This window comes from Enterococcus sp. R12 (genome assembly GCF_058135755.1).
Genome location: NZ_CM176874.1, coordinates 1,022,231 through 1,039,751, shown reverse-complemented (window position 1 = coordinate 1,039,751; position 17,521 = coordinate 1,022,231). Strand labels below are relative to the sequence as shown.

General features: G+C 43.5%; 13 protein-coding genes, 1 tRNA gene and 1 other annotated feature. Of the genes, 2 read left to right on the top strand and 12 right to left on the bottom strand.

The genetic code is table 11. The features are described from left to right. Positions 1 to 7: 7 nt before the first annotated feature. The 6 genes from ACTW1R_RS04820 to ACTW1R_RS04795 all read right to left on the bottom strand — a co-directional run bounded on the left by ACTW1R_RS04820 (position 8) and on the right by ACTW1R_RS04795 (position 8,919). Positions 8 to 4,165, bottom strand: a complete 4,158-nt coding sequence (locus ACTW1R_RS04820; RefSeq protein ID WP_271814849.1) for a S8 family serine peptidase — start codon at positions 4,163 to 4,165, stop codon at positions 8 to 10. 403 nt (positions 4,166 to 4,568) lie between these two features. Next, entirely contained in the window at positions 4,569 to 5,306 is a 738-nt protein-coding gene (locus tag ACTW1R_RS04815) for an SIS domain-containing protein (RefSeq protein WP_271814424.1), read from the bottom strand. Continuing rightward, entirely contained in the window at positions 5,307 to 6,557 is a 1,251-nt protein-coding gene (ulaA, locus tag ACTW1R_RS04810) for a PTS ascorbate transporter subunit IIC (protein ID WP_142967068.1), read from the bottom strand. It abuts the gene before it with no gap. Positions 6,558 to 6,559: 2 nt separating this feature from the next. Next, positions 6,560 to 6,841 carry a PTS sugar transporter subunit IIB gene (locus ACTW1R_RS04805; protein ID WP_271814426.1) on the bottom strand — a complete coding sequence of 94 codons (282 nt, stop codon included), beginning with the start codon at positions 6,839 to 6,841 and terminating at the stop codon, positions 6,560 to 6,562. Between the two features lie 12 nt (positions 6,842 to 6,853). Further along, complete coding sequence (locus ACTW1R_RS04800; RefSeq protein WP_271814428.1) at positions 6,854 to 7,282, bottom strand: PTS sugar transporter subunit IIA; 429 nt, start codon at positions 7,280 to 7,282, stop codon at positions 6,854 to 6,856. Further along, positions 7,279 to 8,919: a BglG family transcription antiterminator gene (locus ACTW1R_RS04795; RefSeq protein ID WP_271814430.1), complete on the bottom strand. Its 1,641-nt coding sequence runs from the start codon at positions 8,917 to 8,919 to the stop codon at positions 7,279 to 7,281. The genes ACTW1R_RS04800 and ACTW1R_RS04795 overlap by 4 nt, the downstream gene beginning before the upstream one ends. 201 nt (positions 8,920 to 9,120) lie before the next feature. On the opposite strand from ACTW1R_RS04795, the gene ypfJ reads away from it, so the two are divergent. Further along, a complete protein-coding gene (gene ypfJ / locus ACTW1R_RS04790; RefSeq protein WP_081117419.1) occupies positions 9,121 to 10,011 on the top strand; it encodes a KPN_02809 family neutral zinc metallopeptidase in 891 nt (296 codons plus the stop codon). 284 nt (positions 10,012 to 10,295) lie between these two features. On the opposite strand, the gene ACTW1R_RS04785 is transcribed toward ypfJ, so the two are convergent. The 6 genes from ACTW1R_RS04785 to ACTW1R_RS04760 form a co-directional block, all read right to left on the bottom strand. Further along, positions 10,296 to 11,111, bottom strand: a complete 816-nt coding sequence (locus ACTW1R_RS04785; protein ID WP_086294801.1) for a DUF2705 family protein — start codon at positions 11,109 to 11,111, stop codon at positions 10,296 to 10,298. Next, complete coding sequence (locus ACTW1R_RS04780; protein ID WP_270290842.1) at positions 11,108 to 11,992, bottom strand: ABC transporter ATP-binding protein; 885 nt, start codon at positions 11,990 to 11,992, stop codon at positions 11,108 to 11,110. Before ACTW1R_RS04780 ends, ACTW1R_RS04785 begins: the two co-directional genes overlap by 4 nt. A 442-nt stretch (positions 11,993 to 12,434) precedes the next feature. Then, positions 12,435 to 13,265 (bottom strand): energy-coupling factor transporter transmembrane component T family protein, encoded by an 831-nt coding sequence (locus ACTW1R_RS04775; RefSeq protein ID WP_005225404.1) that lies wholly within the window; start codon positions 13,263 to 13,265, stop codon positions 12,435 to 12,437. Further along, entirely contained in the window at positions 13,255 to 14,964 is a 1,710-nt protein-coding gene (locus tag ACTW1R_RS04770; protein WP_271814435.1) for an ABC transporter ATP-binding protein, read from the bottom strand. The genes ACTW1R_RS04775 and ACTW1R_RS04770 overlap by 11 nt, the downstream gene beginning before the upstream one ends. A 25-nt stretch (positions 14,965 to 14,989) precedes the next feature. Beyond that, the gene (locus ACTW1R_RS04765; RefSeq protein WP_489927472.1) at positions 14,990 to 15,544 is read right to left on the bottom strand and encodes an ECF-type riboflavin transporter substrate-binding protein; all 555 of its coding nucleotides are present in this window, start codon (positions 15,542 to 15,544) and stop codon (positions 14,990 to 14,992) included. After that, positions 15,541 to 16,389 (bottom strand): SAM hydrolase/SAM-dependent halogenase family protein, encoded by an 849-nt coding sequence (locus tag ACTW1R_RS04760; RefSeq protein ID WP_005225399.1) that lies wholly within the window; start codon positions 16,387 to 16,389, stop codon positions 15,541 to 15,543. Before ACTW1R_RS04760 ends, ACTW1R_RS04765 begins: the two co-directional genes overlap by 4 nt. A gap of 91 nt (positions 16,390 to 16,480) precedes the next feature. Continuing rightward, positions 16,481 to 16,720: a binding site (T-box leader), on the bottom strand. Between the two features lie 630 nt (positions 16,721 to 17,350). On the opposite strand from ACTW1R_RS04760, the gene ACTW1R_RS04755 reads away from it, so the two are divergent. Beyond that, positions 17,351 to 17,432: transfer RNA gene (locus tag ACTW1R_RS04755), tRNA-Leu, on the top strand. The last annotated feature ends 89 nt before the right edge of the window (positions 17,433 to 17,521 follow it).

The following is a 17,521-nucleotide window of genomic DNA, read 5'->3' as shown; positions in this document are numbered from 1 at the left end:
AAGAACTCTATGCTACTAAACGTTCAGACTCCACATTGGTCGTCTGAAGATTTTGAGCAATAGTATCTGAAAGTTCGATTTGCAGCTTTTGGATATCTTCGTCAAATAGTTCGTAACGAATTTTTTCAAAAATTTCTGCTAATTGTTGGAAGTTAGAGATATGGAAGAATTCACCATCTGTTTCTTTTGCAATATTTTCGAGAAAGCGTTGATTTAGATTATTCCCCACCCCTATAGAAAAGATTGTTACATCGTTTTCTTTAGCCTGTTGGATCAACTCTGCCTCTGGGGGACCTGAAATATTATTGTGTCCATCTGTAAGAACAACCATTACTTTTTTTGCGTTTTTTCGTCCATACTGTTCAAATTCTTGGTTACCTTGCGCAATTGCTTGGTTTAATGCAGTACTACCGCCAACTTGCCTAGGAAGCCGCTCAGCTGCAAGTAAAGGATTTAAAAATGAGAAATGTCGATTTACTCTAGAATTAAAGGTAAACAAGCTAATCCGATCGTCACTCGTAAAAGCATCTTCATTTAAAAATAATGCCTGTACTTCATTAGTCATCTGCCTAAAATTATTCGCGCTGATACTGCCAGAATCATCTAATAAAAAGACAGTGTCAATTCCTACATAAGAAGATTCATGGAGGAAAATTAGCCCTACATTCGTTTCTTGACTGCCAGCAGTAGTTGAAAGATTATTGATTCTGGCAGCTGCATGCCATGGGTAGTGCACTGTTATTCGGTAATCATGACCGGGCGTTTGATTGTGGAATCGAAACTCTCCCCCTTGATCTGTCCATGTTCGTTCTAATAGTTCATTATTCTGATACAAATGAACACGAGCATTTTCGACCATATGACCATTAGATTCTAGACAAACTTTTCCACGAATGAGAACCGTATCAATATCTGGATTTACTCCACGAGCTTGACTTAGTGCAGCATGAGCATCTACTTGATAGTATGTTAGTTTAGGAAGATCTGCCCTAGTTTCTTTAACCTCTGTGCCAGACCTTTTTGCAGATTGGGTGATGACCTCTTTAACTTGTGCACTCGAAAGTCCTGGATTTTCCGACCATACAAGAGCGGCAAGACCAGCAACATGAGGTGCTGCCATGGAAGTACCGTTTTTATTAACATATAAGTCTTTGCTAACCGATGAAGCACTTTTTATATCATGCCCTGGAGCAACAACATCTATAATCGTTCCATAATTTGAACGGCTCCACATTTCAACTTGATTGTTCACATTCATTGTTGCTCCGACTGTTATAATACGTTCTCTGAGCTTGTGTCCCTCTCCAATATTTGAAAAAGATTGGTTGAACTTAGCATCAATTGCCCTATTCCCAGCAGAATGAACGACAATGAACTCATATTGAGCACTAACTAAGTTTTGTGTGGTTCTTATGAAACGGTTTAGAAAACTATTTTGATACATCAGTCGATCCACTTCTTTTCCCCCACCAAGACTCACGTTTACAACTTGGGCACCATTTACGACATTCCAGTTTAGTCCTCTTGTTTGTGCAAAACTACTAGTTGTAAGTCTTTCAACCTCTGACTTACTACCATCCTCGTCGTCATTTTTTACTAAACCTATCCTATCAAACGAATTATAACTAAGAAGATTCTGTCGTGAAATATTAATTACTCCACTAACTCCTAGTTGATTATCTTGAATGGCTCCGATCGTTCCCATAACATGCGTACCATGATCGGCTGTAAATAGATCCGTATTTGTTTTAGCTCTGGGATCATTTTGAATATTTCCAGCTGGTATTTGTAGATCCTCGTGCTCCCCCCATACACCATCATCGATAATCCCTACTTTAACATTCTCCCTTTCATGTGTGCCAAATGACGCCCATGCTTCGGGTAAATTAATCGCACGTAGCCCCCATTCACCGTTATTCCACCAAGGATCGTCAGGAAAATATTCCTTATTGCTCATTGTTTCCACAGGGGTGACTTCGTTGATTGATGCATCATCTAATGTATCAAGATTGCCATCTTCAAAGACTTCCGGGAAATTTTCTATCACATTTTCAATCATTTCAATCAGCTCTTCTGCCGTACTTTCTTTCACTTGAACAGTAAGCTGACCGAGCCAATCAGGTTCGATCAATAAAGTGGCATCGATGGAAGCAAGTGCTTCTTCAACCATCTCTGGCGTCACATTTTTTCTTTCCTCAACGGTAGCTCCTGTAAGCCATAACTGGAAGCGATTATTCACAAAGGTGCGTTCATCTTCCCAAAAGAACTCCGTACTAATTTCTTCTGGTTTTGGTGAATCTGGAACAGGATGTTCCACCACTTTCACAGGCTGATCAACTTTATAACTTCCTGTCACACCACTACTATCAAAAGCCACGACCTCAATATGATTTTCTCCTTGTATCGGTCGGAAAAAGACTCTCCCTGTGCCCAACTCACCCTTGGGCGTAATACCATTCCCGCCTTTCAGATACAAATAACTATCAAAATTACCGTTGATTTTCACATAGACTTCTATAATCTCATTGCCTATTGTTGGGGTTGCTGTATACTCAATGTCAATGAATGGGACAGTGACTTCTCCTTCTGGAAACGCCGTATGAACAATGATCATGGGTTCTTCGATCTCCTTTGGAATGTCAGTTTCTTTATAGGAAAATTGAAATACTGGATAGCCCTTATCAATGATCCAAGTATCATCAAAGTCCCACCCATCGAATGTCCCTGACTGTGAAAATTCTTGCGTATCTTTTCCTTGAGGTCTAGCACCACTCGTTTGCTCGCCGCCTGCATTACTTAAATTTTGTGCGATACCAGCTATTTGCTGATCAAAATAATTCGTCCCTGCATATTGTTGCCGTGTGCCAAGATGTTGACCGGCAAAAGCACCTGCACGCTCTTGATTTCTTTCATCCGTATGGATCGTATTCGCTGCATAGCTGTTTTCAATGATCGCTGAATCATAGAATGTACCAACAAAACCACCTAGTTCGGTTGTTCCAGTCACTGCTCCTCGTGCGTAAGAATTACTTACAGAGGCCGAGTTATACAACGCTCCGACAAAGCCACCTGTATAGCGCACAGCCTCGACAGAACCATAAGCCGCAGACTGGTCAACCGTTGAACGATCGTAAATAACTCCAGCAAAGCCGCCATTGTAGGACCCTTTGCCGACTACTTTCGCATGCGTCAGTGTTTGCCGCACTTCACTGCCTTCATAAATTGCCCCAAATGCCCCTCCGGCATAGGAACCTCTTCCCTGTACGCTGCTTTCAGTATCGACAATGTTTTTCGTTACTAATGTGCCATTGCTGTGCGCCTGAGCAGAGTATCCATAAGTAACCCCAGCTATCCCTCCAGCATAGGAATACGCCTCTACCTTGGCACGATTGATTGCATTATCGAATAATGAAGAGTTACGAGCAGCACCGACAAGTCCTCCGGCGTAATTGCTAACGCCGTTTGTCAGGACATTGATATGTTCTACCTGATTGTTTTCCAGTCGTGTATTATCTCCAGAATAACCAATCAGCCCGCCGGCATACCCAAGCAGCGCCGTGGCTCTAACTGTATGCCCGTTGCCAATCACCTGATTGTTTTCTAAAACGGCACCATTGTTTGTTACATGCGTCGTTCGCCCTGCAATGACACCAACAGCGGAAGATCCTAGGATATCCCCACCAAGTGCAACGGTCACATTTTTGATTGTCGCTCCATTGACTGAACCAAATAAACCTAAAAAACTACTACCTGTTCGATTTATCCGCAACCCACTGATCGTATGGCCATTACCATTGAACACACCCGTAAAGTTTGGGATCGGTAGCCATCCTTGATTCGCAGTATTTGTATTAGAACGATAGTCGGATAGATCAATGTCCTTAACTAGCTTAAAATTACCGTTTAGTTCCTTACGTATTAAGGTATCTAATTCTTCTGCTGAATGAATCTCTGTATATTCGATACCATCTTCACTATTTTGCTTTTGTTCTGTAGAAGTAACGGCTTCTACCACATTGTCAGCATAACGACCAAATGGAAATAGATTAAGTACAAGGACAACGATCAGTCCGACAAGCAGATACTTATGTAGTTTCCGACTCCTTCGCTTGTCTGTTTCTTCACAATAACTTTTATCACCTAACATTCTCTTTTCTTTTTTCACATTCTTCCTCTCCTTCTTATCGAAAAATCGATACCCACTACCTACTCCATAAGCTGCTCCTTTCTAATCAACGGTTTGTAGATTTTTTATTCATTATTTGTTGTCTTGCTGTAGCTCCCAAGCTAATTATACCGAGCGGGAAGTTAAACAACAATCGTTTTTGTAGTATTTTATTCATATTTTAGCTATTATTTTATATATTTTTATTTTTAAAGACCATTATTAAGTAAAAAATACATAATTCTAGTTTAAGCCATCTTTGCTTGAATCGCTTTTTCATCCCTATGCTCCGGCCCTTTTCTAACAAGTAAGCAAAAAAAAAAGACATTCTCTCGCAAGGAGAAAATGTCTTGAATGGTTTCTTTGACCGTCTTATTTCGCTAAGGAACGACTAACTCTTGACTTACAGCTGATAATGGATCGCTTCTTGGTACTTTTCAAACAGGGACTGGTTCAATTCATCCCCGCCGTCCAGGTTCGCTGAGTAAAAAATCGGCGGATAGTCGACACCGGCTTCTTTTAGTTTTTGGCAAACTTCAACGATGATCGCATTTAAGATTGTTGCACCGACTACGGTGGATGTGGGGCCGACTTTTTGTTCGACGTCAGGAATCGTACACGCAGCATCGCCAATCTCCCCATGATTGTCGATGACGATATCCGCCGTTTCAAACAAACGCAAGCTTGAAGTATGGCGGCTGGTGACTGTTTTCGAATAGGTAAGATTCGTTAATGCGATGATCTTGACCCCCTTTTCTTTGGCATGAAGCGCCATATCGATGATAACTGGGTTTCGCCCAGACACCGAATGCAAGATTAGCACATCACCTGCTGTAAAGGGTTGGGTCGCCGCCAAGGCACTACCGTAGCCTTCTAAGCGCTCCATTTTACTAGTGAAGGTGATTGGGCTGCGATCAAGCATCAGTTCTCTTCCAAAGATCGCATTGATGGTCATCATGCCACCTGCTCGATAATACATCTCTTCAGCTAAGATCCCAGCGTGACTTGCGCCAAAAATGTAGATGGCTTTTTTGGTCAGGTTGGCTTGCGTCAGCAATTCAATGGCTTGCTTAATCGCTGGTGCTTCTTTTTCTTCTACAATAGACAATAGTTCTTTTGCTTTTTCAAAGTATTGAAACATTTAAAACCCTCCAAACAGCTTGCCGATCAATTCACCAAGGATGCCCCATAGAGATAAATCGTTCCCACCGAAAATCAAGATCCAGTTTTGAATCGTCGTTGAGAACATCGCTGCAGAGATCCCAACGAGTGCTACCATAACGACAGAAGCTGTGATCGTACCAATAATGGCACCTCGCAAGCCCCCTTGTCCTTCGCCGATCACCGCAGCACCGCCACATTCAAAAAAGCTGGTGATGACTAAAGGAACGATCAAAATGCCAAAGACGTTGGTCGTATTGGCAATGATCACTAAAATCGTTGAGGTGATCATCGCCACGATAAAGCCGATGATTACAGCATTTGGACGATAGTTGAACAAGATTGGTACATCAAAAGCTGGTTTTGCTCCAGGAACGACTTTTTCTGCGATCCCTTGAAAGGCGGGAATGATTTGGTTGATCAATAGACGTACCCCATACAACATGATCAATAATCCTGCACCGAAGTTCAAGCCAGCATCAACCGCAAACATCACCAAGTTGCCCCCTTCAGGAACTAATACGGGCGCAATCAAACCGATAACGATATTCATCAAAAACATCACTAACGCGCCAGTAATCGATATTTCACGGAAAAACGAGAGATTTTCTGGCACTTTCAAATCTTCCGTCGATTTTTCTTTGTTTCCGACCCGTTTTGCAACAAAGCCTGAAACCAATGACAAGATCCCCGTTGGATGACCGATCAAAAATGAATCGTCGCCTGTGGCATCCCATACATATTTACGCATGATCCATGGCATGAAGGACCAGTAGCAAGCAGATAGAACCGCCCCTAAGATCAACAGTGGGATTCCAGTAAGTCCGCCTTCAACGCCCCCAGCGACGATGACAAATGGGAACCACCACAACATGTGACCGGTGAGGAAAATCGTCTTCACAGGTGTAAAGCGAGCAATCAATAAATGAATGACAAGTCCGAAAAACATCGCTAATCCTACTGTTCCGCCGTATTCTGCCGTAAAGGTGATGTCAGAGAGCCCATCTGACACAGCAACGCCTAATTGGGTTTGAACCGCTGCATTGATCGGTGCGATCGTTCCCACCAACATATTTACCCCAGCCGTCAATGCCACCATCCCGAAGGAAGCTGTTAAGGTTCCTTTGACGACTTCTGCAAAAGGTTTTCTTTGTACCAATAACCCAATCATGGCAATGATCCCCAGTAGGACTGGCGGATTTTTTAAAATATAATCCGTGACAAAATTCATGATTATCCCTCTCTTTCAGCTAAAAATTTTTCCATTTGCTGTTTGACTTCTTCTTTATCCATATACTTTTTGATTGAATAAACGGGTGCTTTAACGGATGCTTTTAACTCATTCAATAATTCATTACTCGTAAAATAAACATCTGCTGGTGTCGCTTTTGCCGTCGATAAATCAGTATTCTCGGCAGTTGCCGTCAACCCTAACTCTTTGATCACCTTGTCGATCGTCATCTTCAATACCATTGAGCTTCCTACACCAAATCCACATACTGCTAAAATTTTCATATCCTTTTCCTCCTATTGGAATAATTGACAAATTTGTTCCCGATCGCCATTTAATATCACGTTGTATTTTTCTTCATCCATAAAGATCGCCATGATCTCTTTCAAGCTTTCTAGATGGCTTTCACTATCTGCGGCGGCTAAGACAAGAAATATCCGCACCGGTTTGCCCTCAAGATCGATGGGCTGTTTCGTTACTAAAAGGCTAATACTTTGTTCCAAAACCCCTTCTCCAGGACGGGCATGCATCAGGGCAAAGTAATCCGCCAACACCATGTAAGGACCATTTTCTTCCACACTTTGAATCATCGCTTCGATGTATTCTGACGTGATCAGCGCTTCATCCAGCAAGGGCTGGCTGGCTAATTTTACGGCTGAGCGCCAATCTGTCACTTTCTCATCCGTTTGTATATGCTTTTCAGGCAAAGAATCCTTCACTTTCATTCTGATTTAACCTCCAACATTTTTGATAGGAACCATTCTTTGTTTTCGATTCCTTGCATGATCAATTTCATCATTGGTTCCACCTTTTGCGTCTCATCCTCTCGGACCATCAATAAAATAATGATGTCGGCTTTTTGGTTGCCCCATTCTACTGGCTGATCCAAAAGCAAAATCGAGATGGCTGTTTTTTCGACATAATTCGGATTGCCATGAGGGATGGCAAAGCCATTATCTAAATAGGTTGATTGTAGCTGCTCTCTTTCAATGACGGATTGCTGAAACTGCGCTTTTCGTTTTTCATCACTAAAAGGGGTTTGTTCGATCAGAAAATTGATGGCTTCTGTTTTGCTGGCAAATCGCTCGAAAAAGACCGTTGGCTGGATCATCGATTGGGCTTGAAGAAGTAAACCATTTTGATCGACCGCCGCCTCATTATCGATGACTAAATCGATGTAGTGATTCATGATCCGCTTCATGTCGCGATTGGTCACCATAGGCGAGATCCGCACCACAGGTTTTTGAATCCCGACGAGATCGATGGTTGAAATAATAAAATCGATCGCCGAGATGTCCATCTGCTTTAATTTTTCTACTGAAACGGTTTCGATACTGTCGATCTCTGGCAGAATGCGACGAATTTTCGCAGAGACAAACGAGCTAGTGCCGACGCCATTGGGACAAACAAAAATGATTTTGTTCATGCGGCGCATTCGCTCGATTGCTGCTTGAAAATGGATCGTGACAAATCCGATCTCATCATCAGAGATCCCCACTTGATACGCTTTCAAGAAATCATGGAGCGAGAACCAGACCACGCCATACAAGGCAGGATAGTTTTGTTTGATTTCCTCTAACAAAGGGTTGATGACTGTGGTTTGCGCTTCGATCCGCAGCAGTAGTTGATACAGATGGATCGTCACATCTTCTTCCAATCGATTGTCTTGGGTCAAGTCGGTGCCTAAGCCTTCGCTGATTTTTTGAATCAAGTTGCGCACTTTTCCCCGAAAGACGAAAGGAACTTTTTCACTTTTCATAAAAAATTTCAAGCCGCTACCGACGATCAGGTAGGTTAGATATTGCACTTCTTTTGGTGAAAATTGATAAATGTGTTGTTCTTCGATTTCTTTCAGTAGCTCATAGACTAACGGATATTTGTCGAACTCCAAAAACAGCTTCCCCACTTGGCGATTTTCTTCAATCACTAAGTTTTCCGCATGACTCGCCCGCTCGATCAGCAGCACGATGGAAAGGACGATACTTTGAGTATAGCTGTCGGGCATTTCCACTTGTTTTTCCACTAACGCTCGACGAAAGGCCTGATTTACTTCCTGGTATTTCTCAGGTTCCACCAACAAGGAAAACGCCGCTGGTTGATCCAGCATCATTAAGCAAAAGCGTTTCAGCACTCGATGGATCTGGGATTCACTTCCTTCAAAAAATGTACCTGAATTATCAAATCTCAGGCGCAAGCTTTCTTTTTGAAACAGTTCTTTTAAATAAGAAATATCTTTTGCAATGCTGCTGCGGGAAACGAAATAATCCTCTGCTAACTGCTGATAGCTGAGGTGCTCGCCAGCAATCAACCGTTTAAAAATCAAAATCCTTCGTTCCGATGTCCCCGAATAATTCATTTTCATACGCTCACCCTCTACCTCTATTTTATTGCTACTGTACCAAATTAGAAGGCTAATTGTTAGATTAAAGAATGATTAAAAGGAGTGTACACTTTGATTTTTAAGGCTCCTGCAGGCATTTTATAACAATTTCAAGGCGCTTTTTTTCACAATCTGCCGCCTTTCTCTTATAATTAAGCTAGGATTTATATAGGAGGAGATAACATGAAATGGCGTGGGGGTAGACAAAGCAGGAATGTCGATGATCGAACGGGGCGATCATCTGGCTCAGGCGGGATGTTGGCTGCTGGTGGCGGGATCGGTACGGTGATCATCGCTGTTTTATTTTTCCTGTTTAGCGGTGGTGATTTAAGTTCGCTGCCGGATGTCTTGGGTGGCAGCGGTCAAGCAGCCAATTACCAGACAGAAAATGTGGGCACTAGTGAATACACGGAGGAAAAAGAATTTTCCGCAGTCGTGTTCGGCTACTTAGAAGATTACTGGCAAGACGTTTTTCAAGAGCGGCAAGAAACCTATCAAGACCCGACACTCGTATTATTTACGGGAAGCGTACAGTCGGCATGCGGCTATGCCACGTCACAGGTTGGTCCGTTTTATTGCCCAGCAGATGAGAATGTGTACCTTGATCTTAGCTTTGCCAATGAGCTTTCCGATAAATATGGCGCAAGCGGCGACTTCGCAATGGCCTATGTCATCGCCCATGAAGTCGGTCATCATGTGCAAAATGAGCTGGGGATCACCCAACAATTGGAAAAAATCCGCCAGCAAGTTTCAGAGAAGGAATACAATCAGTACAGCGTTCGTTTGGAACTGCAAGCTGACTACTTAGCTGGTACTTTTGCGAAATACTTGCAAGGCGAAACCTATCAAGGACAACCGATCTTAGAAGCTGGCGACATTCAAGAAGCGATCACGGCTGCCAATGCTATCGGAGATGATACGCTGCAAAAAGAATACCAAGGCTACGTTGTTCCAGATAGTTTTACGCACGGCACATCGCAGCAACGCGTGGACTGGTTTAACCGTGGCTATCGTTATGGTGACTTAGCACATGGCGACACCTTTAACGTCGATAGCCTTGATTTGAGCAAGTAGCTTCAACTAAAAAATCACTCCGAAACAGCATGAACCGCCTGCTGCTTCGGAGTGATTTTAGGTTCTTGTTGCCCTTTCAAGCCTTTTGATGAAGGAACGCTTTACGCTTTCTTAACTTTCGCAACGATTTTTTCGCAAAAACGTGCCTGCTTCGTCATACTTTTTTCACATTTCGAGTCTATTATATAAGCATACCAACAAACAACCCTAACACTTTTTCATTTTTACTCCTTTGCCTGTCAGTCCCCGCTGACAGGCTCTTTTTTGTCTTTTGATTGATATACTCAGACTTGCAAGTCTTTACGCTCATAACGGGAAAAGGTGCCAAAGAAACAGATGATACCGAGCAGCAGTACCCATAGGACTGATGTCGCGCCGTTATCCATGAGTTGGACGGGTAATGCCATGCGGACGGGTGAAAGTCCTGCCAGCCATTCCAATTTATCGTAGAGTTCCCCCACGATGCCGAGCAAATACAGACCGAACACGCAGCCTAAGCCGACGCTGGCGGTTTGTTTGCTGGAACGCAAGATCGTGGATAAAAAGAAACCTAGACAGAGGAAAAAGACTAAGACACCATACTCGGCAACGAAGATTTTGCTGATTTCTTCTATAAAAGCGGACAGGTCATCTTCAGGTAGTTTGAACAAAGCAAATGAGGCCAGACTACTGCCATAAGCAATCAGCCAAAAGCCAGTCAGCAACAACAATCGAGCGAGGAACTTCCACCCAACGATTTCTCTGCGGCTAATAGGCTGAGCATATAAATACTCGATCGTTCCTTCTGATTCTTCAGTGATCAGGCTGTTCAAGCCTAAAAGCATCCCATAAATACACGCAGCAATAAATAAGTATTGAAAGTAGTACCCGAAAAAACCTGTTGGAGAAACCAAACTTGAGGGTCCTGTCAGTTGGATGTTAAAGATGCCTAGTAATTCTGGGCTGAAAGAGCCCAACATCTGGTCTAACGACGTTTTCATTTCTGGCGTGATCATTTGAGGATAGATAGCCGTAAATGCAAAAATGATTGCTGCAAAAAGGATCGCCCAGACTAGCCAGCCTTTGAAGGTATTTTTAAGATCGATTTTCATTAAAGTCATTTTTGAGAACCTCCTTCATACAGGAGCATAAATTGCTGTTCAAGGGTTGGGTGTTCGATCGTGAACTCTTTAATGGCAGGATTGGTTAGAAAATGTGCCAGCTGATTCATGTCCCCTTGATAGAAAAAACGCACGGTATGTGATTCCTGAGCAAGAACCTGTACATTTTCCAAGCCGGCTAATGAGAGGCTATCCTCATTCGTGAGCGTTACAACTTTGCCGAAATTTTCTTCCTCACTCAGTTCTTTCACGGTGATGATCTGTCCTTCACGAATGAAGGCGGTCCGATGGGCATAGGTCTGAATTTCATGCAGATCATGACTGGATAGAAAAATCGTCATCCCCTGTTTGTTTCTTCTGAGAAGCTCTTCAAACAGCCGTTTTTGGATCAAGGGATCTAAGCCATTGGTCGGTTCATCTAAAATCAACATTCTCGGTTGTGCAATCAAGGCGCTCGCAAGCCCGACTTTTTTCTTGTTCCCTAAAGAAAGTTCTGCGATCGATTTATTGGGATCAATTTGAAAAAGCTCCATCAACTCCTCAATCTCTTTTTTTGGCTGCTTGACTTGATGAAAATCTGCCGTAAATGCCAGTAGTTCTGCTGTCGTCATTTTTGAATAAAACCGTACATCACTGGAAACATACCCAGTAAACGTTTTGATCTCTTTGGCTGCTTTTTGGCAATCTCGTCCAAAAATCGCCGCCTGTCCTGCATCTGGTTTGATAAAATTCAACAATACTTTGATGGTCGTTGATTTTCCCGCACCATTTGGTCCGATAAAGCCAAAAATCTCTCCTTCTGCCACTTGCAATGATACGTTCTCGATGGCGTACTTCTTGTTGTATTGTTTGCTTAGTCCGTTGATCGTAATGGCATCCATCCTGTCCCCTCCTTGTACTGCTTTGATGCCATCAGTGTAGCCTTATTTCGCGTTTCCGTCAATCAAACATCTAAAAGGGTTACGCTGGAATGTTTTACGAAAATCATCAACAGATTGACACACTTCTATTGCTTTCTCTTCCTATTTTTTTCACATTTTCCCGTTACTATAAATACATACCAACAAACAACCCTAACACTTTTTCATTTTTACTCCTATCCCGCCAGTCCCCGCTGGCGGGCTCCTTTTTTTTGCGGCAAAAAAACGCAGACCTAGTAGCAACTGACTTTAGCAATTGTAGCACTCGCTAAAGTCAATTGACTGACTATCCTGCGTTTTTTGGCTCGATCATTTCTGGGACGGATAAATCAGAGTTGACTCATCCGTCCCACTTTCATTATTGACAATGCGTCCGTTTTTTAAGTTTTCATGGGGTGATTTGTTAACGAAACGGATTGTAGAAACGTCCGCCATTAAGGACCATCAAGGACAATCCGAGCGCCACGATCAAACAAACGACAGCAATCGCCAAGAGATCTTTGCCTTGGATCGGCTTAGCTTTCAGCCAGGTACGCTGCTTGTGCTTGCCAAACCTTCTTAGCTCCATGGCAGCAGAAATATGGTCGATCCGTTCCAAGCTGGAAAAAATCAAAGGAATCGCGATCGCGACATTGCCTGCCACTCGCTTGCGCAAAGGTGCTTTTTTAGAAAGCTCCACGCCCCGTGCTTGCTGCGCTTTGGCAATGGTCCGAAAATCATCTTGAATATCGGGAATGTAACGCAAAGCCAGTGCGACTGCATAGGCGATCTTGTAGGAAATCCCGATGCGGTTGATGCTGGACGCCAACTCACTAGGATTGGTGGTAAACAGGAAAATCAACCCTGGGGGAATCGTGACAAAATATTTGATCAACAGATTCAGCTCATAAAACACTTGCTCTTGGGTCAATGTATACCGACCGATCCCTTCGAAAATCACGTGGCGCGTACCGTAGATCTCCACCCCATATTCTGGTGCGAAAAGATAGACCGCCACCAAATTCAAAAGCGAAAAGAAGATGATAAATTTCAATACAAAAGCGATATCTCGGTAGCGAATTCCAGCACTGGCAAATAGAAAGACCGAAAACAATGCCAGTCCAATGAGAAAACGCGTATCATAAGAGATCATCCCGATGACGGATAGCAGCAAAAAACAAATCAGTTTTGCGGCACCGCTTAATTGGTGAATCCACGTTTTGCGGTCAAGATAACCGATTAGATTACTTTCCATCGTGTTCCTCCTTCTCGCTGGCAATGAAGGCGGCAGTAAAAGCGGCGGGATCTGTCAGCTGGTTAAGGGTCGCCAGTGTGTACAAGCTGGTTTCTTTGAGGTTCGCGGCACTCACCACTTGTTTGTCTGCTAAAACAACTTCTGGCGGTGCGTCCAGCAAAATCGTTCCTTGTGTCAAAACGATCGTCCGCTGTGTATACTCCAACATCAAATGCATATCGTGGGTGATCATAACGATCGTTAATCCCCGCTGGTTCAACTCCTGTAAGAATTGCATCATTTCGGTGTAATGGCGATAGTCTTGTCCCGCTGTCGGCTCATCCAATAAAATGAGTTCAGGATCTAAGACGAGGATCGCTGCAATGGCGGCTCGGCGTTTTTGCCCATGACTTAGTGCTGACAATGGCCATGAGCGAAACGGATAAAGACCACAAATTTTCAAGGTCTGGTGAACTTTTTCTGTGATTTCAGCCTCTGGAACGTTTCGGTTGCGCAAGCCTAAGGCAACTTCGTCAAACAGGAAGTTTTTTGACAGCATTTGATTGCTGTTTTGCAACACATACCCGATTTTTTGCGCTCGTTCTTTGATGGAATCATTGCTCATGTCTGCTCCTTGCCAAAGTAATTTGCCAGAAGTCGGAGTCAAAAAGCCGGTAATCAAATGGGACAAGGTCGATTTTCCTGCACCATTATGCCCGACCAAACTAATCATTTCTCCTTGATGGATGGTAAAATCCAGTGCCTGCAAAATAGGTTTGCCCACTTGGTAGGAAAACGATAGATTTTTTGCTTGCAACAACGGCGGCTGGTGGCTAGGAAGCGCCGGTTTCGGAAATTTTTCTTGAAACTGAGTCAGTTTTTCGGCAATCTCAGGTGATGCAAATGCTTCTACCGCGACCAAATCAGCAGCGTCGGTCACGGGAACCCCCGCTTTTTTTAAGGCGGCTAAATACAGCGGTTCACGAATGCCGACTTGCTGTAGCATGTCCGTTTTTAATAGTTCATTCGGTGTACTGTCGGCAAGGATGCGGCCTTCTTCCATCACGATGATGCGATCGACAGCAGCGGCTAACACTTCTTCTAAGCGATGTTCAATGATGATGGTGGTAAAACGCTTCTCTTGATACAGCTGGTCGATCATTTTGATAGCTTCCACACCTGTTTGCGGATCCAAGTTGGCTAGCGGCTCATCAAACAGTAGAATCGGTGTTTCATCGATCAAAACACCTGCCATTGAAACACGTTGCTTTTGGCCACCCGATAATTCCTGCGGTTTTTTCGCCAAATGATCCATTAAGTCAGTCTTTTCTGCCCAAAAACGCAGCGCCTCTTGCATCACTGCTTGACTGCGCTGATCGTTTTCCAATGAAAATACGATATCTTCTGCTACGGTCAAGCCTACAAATTGGCTATCGGTGTCTTGCAGCACCGTGCCGACGGTCAAAGACAGCTCGTAGATGGAAGCTTGCCCAAAGGCATTGGTACCGATCGTCAATTCTCCAGTACTACTGCCTTTGTCGTTTTGCGGGATCAAACCGTTCAAACATTTTCCTAATGTACTTTTGCCAGAACCGCTGGCACCGACGATCAGGACTTTTTCTCCTTCATAGATCGTTAGATCGATGTTTTTCAAGGTCGGTTCCGCTTGTGCATCATATTGGAAAGAAAAATTCGTAAATTGAATGATTTTTTGTTTCATTTTTAGCCTTCACACATTTCTTTGGTTAGGATTCCTTGCTCAAGCTGCCTTTTTTGATTTTGGTTTGGGCATAGGCTTTTAGCAGGATCACTCCGATTATCCCAGTTACGACTGCATTGGTCAATCCCGCAATGACTCCTTGCGTAAAGACTTTGTTCGCTGGTTCGCCATAGAACAAAATATCCCCGATCGGGGCAATGATCACCCAGACGACCAAATTTGCGATCGTTTCACCGATCAAGAAGGTCCGAATTTCTTTAGCGCCAAAGGTTCCTTGCTGGATTGGAATCCAACGAGTCAAAAGTCCAAAGAACACCCCTAAGATCCCAGAGGCGGCGATCCAAGACCACCATGGACCATAAGTCGTTAAATCTCCTAGAGCATGACCGATAAAGCCTGCTAAACCAGCCACGATCGGACCGTAGACAACGCCTAATAGCGCCAAGAAAGGATAGGCTGTGGCGATATCTGTATTTGGGAAACCCGTCGGAATCGTGACGAAACGTTTTAAGACGAAAAAGACCGCGGCACCGATACCGATTGCAACAATGTGTTTTACTGTAAATTTTGATTGATTCATTTTTCATTTCTCCTTTTTTTGAGGGTAATTTTCCAATTTGTGCCAGTGCCGATTTTATAGGTTTCAGCAAATGAAGCCAAGTTGAGCCCTAAACCGATATTCAGCAAGGAATTGACATATAAGACGGGTTCTTGTTCTGCCACTTGCGCAAAGGAGCGTCCGAAACGCACTTCTTCTTGATAACGCAGGGTATCTTGGTAGTAGATACTGACGAGCAGCGACTCATTGTATTGGACCTGCCATTGCTTAAAGAACGTGTGGGGAATATTCGTCCACAACGAACCAAAGCGGATATCGAGAATATCGATCGTCCCTGTGATCGTTTCAGCTGTTTGGCTTGGCTTTTCAATGGCAAAAACTTGGATCGCTTCTTTAGGTTCAGGTGTTCCTAGCTCTTCAAAGCTGATGGCACCGCTGGCGAGCCGAGCGGCATTATACATATAAACATCCCGACCATGAAACGTATGGCTTTCGGCTGATCCTGCCAAGCGCTCAGTTGCCTCATTGATCACCCGAAGTTCAGCGATTCCGATATAAGTCGCTAAATAGGTCAGGGTGCCGTTATCTGGTGTCAAAACCAACTGCCCGGTCGCCAGCTTGGCAACCACACTTCGTCGATCAGACCCTACGCCAGGATCGACCACTGAAACAAAGACTGTTCCTGCTGGCCAATAGGTGACGCTTTGCAGCAGGCGATAGCTGGCGTCATGAATGTTGTATGGCTCGATCTCATGAGTCAAATCCGCAATGACCAGCTCTGGTGCCACTTGATAGGCTACCCCGTACATCGCATTGACCGCTCCATCTTGCAAACCAAAATCGGTTTGAACCACTAATTTGTGCATTTTCTCTCCTCCCAACAACCTTTCTCCTTTTCAACAAAACCTTCGCATGAAACAGCTGACCCTACAGACACAAAAAAAGCCCTTAGCCAAAGCTAAGGGCATCACCTGCGGTACCACCTTAATCTGTAAAGCCTTCACAGGCCTCACCTCATTCAGTACCCGAAAACACTCGGAGACTGTCGCTTGTTAACGGGGCAACCGTATTTTCCTAATTAGTCAGAAAATCCGCTCCAAAGTCATTTTCAAATCATTTGTTGTCGTTCCTTCTCACCTGCTGGAACTCTCTGCTAGACAACGCCCGTGATTCTACTTTCTTTTTCATCGCGTTTGCATTTTGTTTCATTAAAATTATCAAAGCTTGTGCCTTTTGTCAATTCTCTTTTAAGAAAAAATTCAAACAGAAGCCATAATTTGTCAAAAGATTCACGCAATTTCTAAATTTCACTCGAAAATTCTTCATATTTTCTCGGTATGATACCTGTATACCAACAAACAACCCTAACACTTTTTCATTTTTACTCCTTCCCGCCAGTCCCCGCTGGCGGGCTCCTTTTTGTCTTCTGACCGTTTTATCTGGTTTCACTTTTTCTTGGCGATTTCTTCTCAGAATTCTGTTTGATTCGTCAATATTTTTTCACATTTTCCCGCTATTATAAATACATACCAACAAACAACCCTAACACTTTTTCATTTTTACTCCTTCCCGCCAGTCCCCGCTGGCGGGCTCCTTTTTGTCTTCTGACTGTTTTAGATGGTTTCACTTTTTCTTGGCGATTTCTTCTCAGAATTCTGTTTGATTCGTCAATTTTTTTTCACATTTTCCCGCTATTATAAATGTATACCAACAAACAACCCTAACACTTTTTCATTTTTACTCCTATCCCGCCAGTCCCCGCTGGCGGGCTCCTTTTTGTGAGATTGGACTTGCATTTCTTCCTAGAAAGGATTATCTTTATCTTATGCGGAAGTGGCGGAATGGCAGACGCGCACGCTTCAGGCGCGTGTGAGTTTATCTCGTGTGGGTTCAACTCCCATCTTCCGCATTTAGCAGTTCAGCTTTCTGAACTGCTTTTTTTGTTGCAAAACGCGCATGTTCATCAAATAAACATGCGCGTTTCATTCAACTATTTTT